The sequence below is a fragment of the Winogradskyella sp. genome (assembly GCF_025210595.1).
In the GTDB taxonomy this organism is placed as follows: Bacteria; Bacteroidota; Bacteroidia; order Flavobacteriales; family Flavobacteriaceae; genus Winogradskyella.
This window is the reverse complement of record NZ_JAOARH010000110.1, coordinates 1-3,067: the sequence shown is the minus strand read 5'-3', so window position 1 is coordinate 3,067 and position 3,067 is coordinate 1. Positions and strand designations below refer to the sequence as shown.

Here is a 3,067-nt window from a genome sequence, read left to right as displayed (position 1 = left end):
TTCTGCTATTTTAAGTTTACACTTCATTAAAAAATTGCGCCGTAACTCTGCTATGCCTTAATTTTTTAACTTGTCTAAACTCAAAATATTCAAAACAATTTAACGCTCATTCCAAAATAAAATTGGTATAACTAATTGTTCCGAACAAGAATTCAACCCTTAATTCGTATAGTATATAAATACTTGAAATGCTTAAAAGATCTCAATTTTAACTTAAGGCACTTTACACTTTAAGTACTTTTAACCCTTGATTTGCTTATATAATAAATATAGCTTTCAAAATTCCCTATTTTTGCAACAAAAGAAAATACTATGAGATATTTCCTGATGATTTTGATTTTGCTGGTAGGATGTTTAATGCCAATACAGGCCAGTGTAAATGCAAAACTAGGTACTTTCCTAAAAGCACCTTTAATGGCAGCATTGGTAAACTTTATGGTAGGAGGCACCATCTTACTTTTTGTGGTTATTGGAATGCGAACACCCAATAATCTGATACAAACCATTAAGGAAGCACCTTTACATGCCTGGATAGGAGGCGCAATAGGCGCGGTGTATGTATCATCGGTTATCTTTCTGGTTCCTCGTTTGGGAGCAGCTTTAAGTTTTGCTTTAATCGTATTGGGACAGTTGGCTTTCTCTTTGGTCATCGATCATTTTGGACTGTTTGGAATTTCTGTACAACCCATAAACTGGGGAAGAGTATTGGGTATTATGCTGATTTTAGCTGGTGTTTTGGTGATACAGAAATTCTAATCAATTGCGATTGATTAATTACGAGTTACGATATCTCTGTTTGTGGTTTATTTTTTTTTGATTTCCTCAGGATAGGAACCAAAAAGTTTCGAGCTAAGAATAGCGTTTTAATAATCATGCGAATCAAGGGTTGAAACAGAGAATGAATTGACGCTGATTTTTAAGATTTTATATGATTTGTTATGATTTAGTTTGTTGAATACATTCAAAGCCGCTGAAAGCTTTCTGTTTCCAAATCATCATGATCATCTGCGCCTTAATAATAAAAAACGACAAATTTAACTGAGGCAATTCGTAAGTAAAGCGGCACAAGCCTCGGAGAAACGAGATTTTTGTAGAGAAGTACAGTAAATAAAGCTTGGTGCCTTAGGCACGGCATTAATAATTGTTTTAAAAAAGAATTCAACGCTTGATTCACATAGTATTATAAGTACTTGAAATGCTTAAAAGCTCTCAATTTTAACTTAAGGCACTTTAAACTTTAAGTACTTTTAACTCTTGATTCGCATTAATCGATATGATTTACTTCGCGTTGCTTTGTGGTGAATATTTAAATCTTTCCTAATTTTAAGCTTCTAAAAAAATACAAACACACTATTTCATGAAAACATTACAACTAACTATTGCCATTACTTTACTGGTAGGAATAGCTTTTTCCTGCTGTAACAAACCAAAAAACAAGCTAACTACAAAAGAAGAAATTTATTCGAATGCCGAAAAAGCTTTTGTAGAATGGGGAAGACAGAATGCTGTTGCAATTAACTCCTTAACACCAACATCTGATAATAGCGATTTGAAAGCCATAGTTGAGGCTATTGGCGATGCTCGTGTGATAGCCATTAGCGAAGGATTTCACAACTGCAAGGAAATGATGCAGCTTCATGAAAGGCTAATCAGGTACCTTGTAGAAGAGAAAGGTTTTAATACGGTGATGGCTGAAAGTGGTTTGCCGGAATCTCGTATGGTTTATGATTTTATTCAAGGCAAAAACGTGCAAGGAAATGTTTATGTTGACGGGTTTAATAAAATGTATGGCACTTGGAAAGAAGGCCGCAGCTTAATTGATTGGATGCGTGAATACAACCAGACTCATGACAATGTGTTGAGATATTATGGTGCTGATATTGGTGGATTTTACAAAAATTGGTATCCCCCAATGCAGCGCATTTTTGATTACCTTCAAAAGGTTGATCCTACATATGCAAAGCAGTTAAAGAAGCGATTGGATCCGATGTTAAAAGTTATGGGAACCAAAAAAGCCAGATTGAATTATCAGGAAAAGCTGAGTGCTGAGCAAAAAGCACAAATTGCAATTGTTTTAGATGAAGCTGTAGCTCACTTTGATAGAAATAAAGAAGAGTTTGTTGCTAAGTGGAACCAAGAGGAATATCAGTGGGCAAGGCAAAGTGCCATTGCAATGCGTATGGCGGAGAATTATTACCGCAATTATGCTGACAGAGCAGGAATAGAGCCACACCGATATACAGGTTTAAGTGGACGCGAATTAATGATGGCACATAGCGTATTGTGGGCATTGAAACAGAGAAAGGATGCTAAAATCATTCTGATCAATCATGTCATTCACACCAAAACCAAAAGCCAGTTACAAGATGGCGTATGGGGCAATTTCACACCAATGGCACAATTTATAAAACAAGAATTGAATAACGATTTTTTCGTGATAGGAATGTGTTACGGAGGGGGTAAATTCTGGAACAAATGGCAACGTCCCACCGAGCGATTTATTGATGATATACAGGCAGCTAAAACAGATGGAATGGAAGCTGCGATGAGTGCTATAGGTAAAGAGCAATTTTTTATTCATTGGGATAAAGCTCCTCTTGAAGCTTGGCCTTGGTTAAACAATCAGTTAACGCTTCGTGAGAATGATTATTACACCAAAATAGAACCTCGTGAATGGAATGCTTGTTTTTATTTGCATGAAGTGAGCCCGGGAACAGCAGCAGAATAATTACGAATCAGGAATTATGAAATACAAAAAACGCAAAGATCATTGTCTTTGCGTTTTTTATTTTTATCCCCTATGTTTTTTTATACCAAATGTAACATCTAAATGAGCCATTTTGGAAATAGCATCATGCCGATGTAGAAAATGTTAGGCAGTGCGAGTTTGCGAAGCAGTGGCTCATATGTTTTCACAATCGGTATTAACCTACTATATAACTAAAATTAAACGCAAAAGCACAAAGGCGCAAAATATACTGGTTCACTGGGCATTGGAAGGTCAAGCTACTTATGCGCAGAAAACCTTTTAGTAAGTCGGGGAAGCTTCGAAGAATTGAGAAGATCA

At 36.0% G+C, this 3,067-nt stretch carries 2 protein-coding genes; both read left to right on the top strand.

Annotated elements, in window-relative coordinates; genetic code table 11:
• Positions 1 to 312 precede the first annotated feature (312 nt).
• Positions 313 to 756 (top strand): DMT family transporter, encoded by a 444-nt coding sequence (locus tag N4A42_RS11615; RefSeq protein ID WP_367172510.1) that lies wholly within the window; start codon positions 313 to 315, stop codon positions 754 to 756.
• A 601-nt stretch (positions 757 to 1,357) separates the two neighbouring features.
• Positions 1,358 to 2,728, top strand: coding sequence for an erythromycin esterase family protein (locus tag N4A42_RS11610; protein ID WP_294074160.1), 1,371 nt, complete (start codon positions 1,358 to 1,360; stop codon positions 2,726 to 2,728).
• Positions 2,729 to 3,067 lie beyond the last annotated feature (339 nt).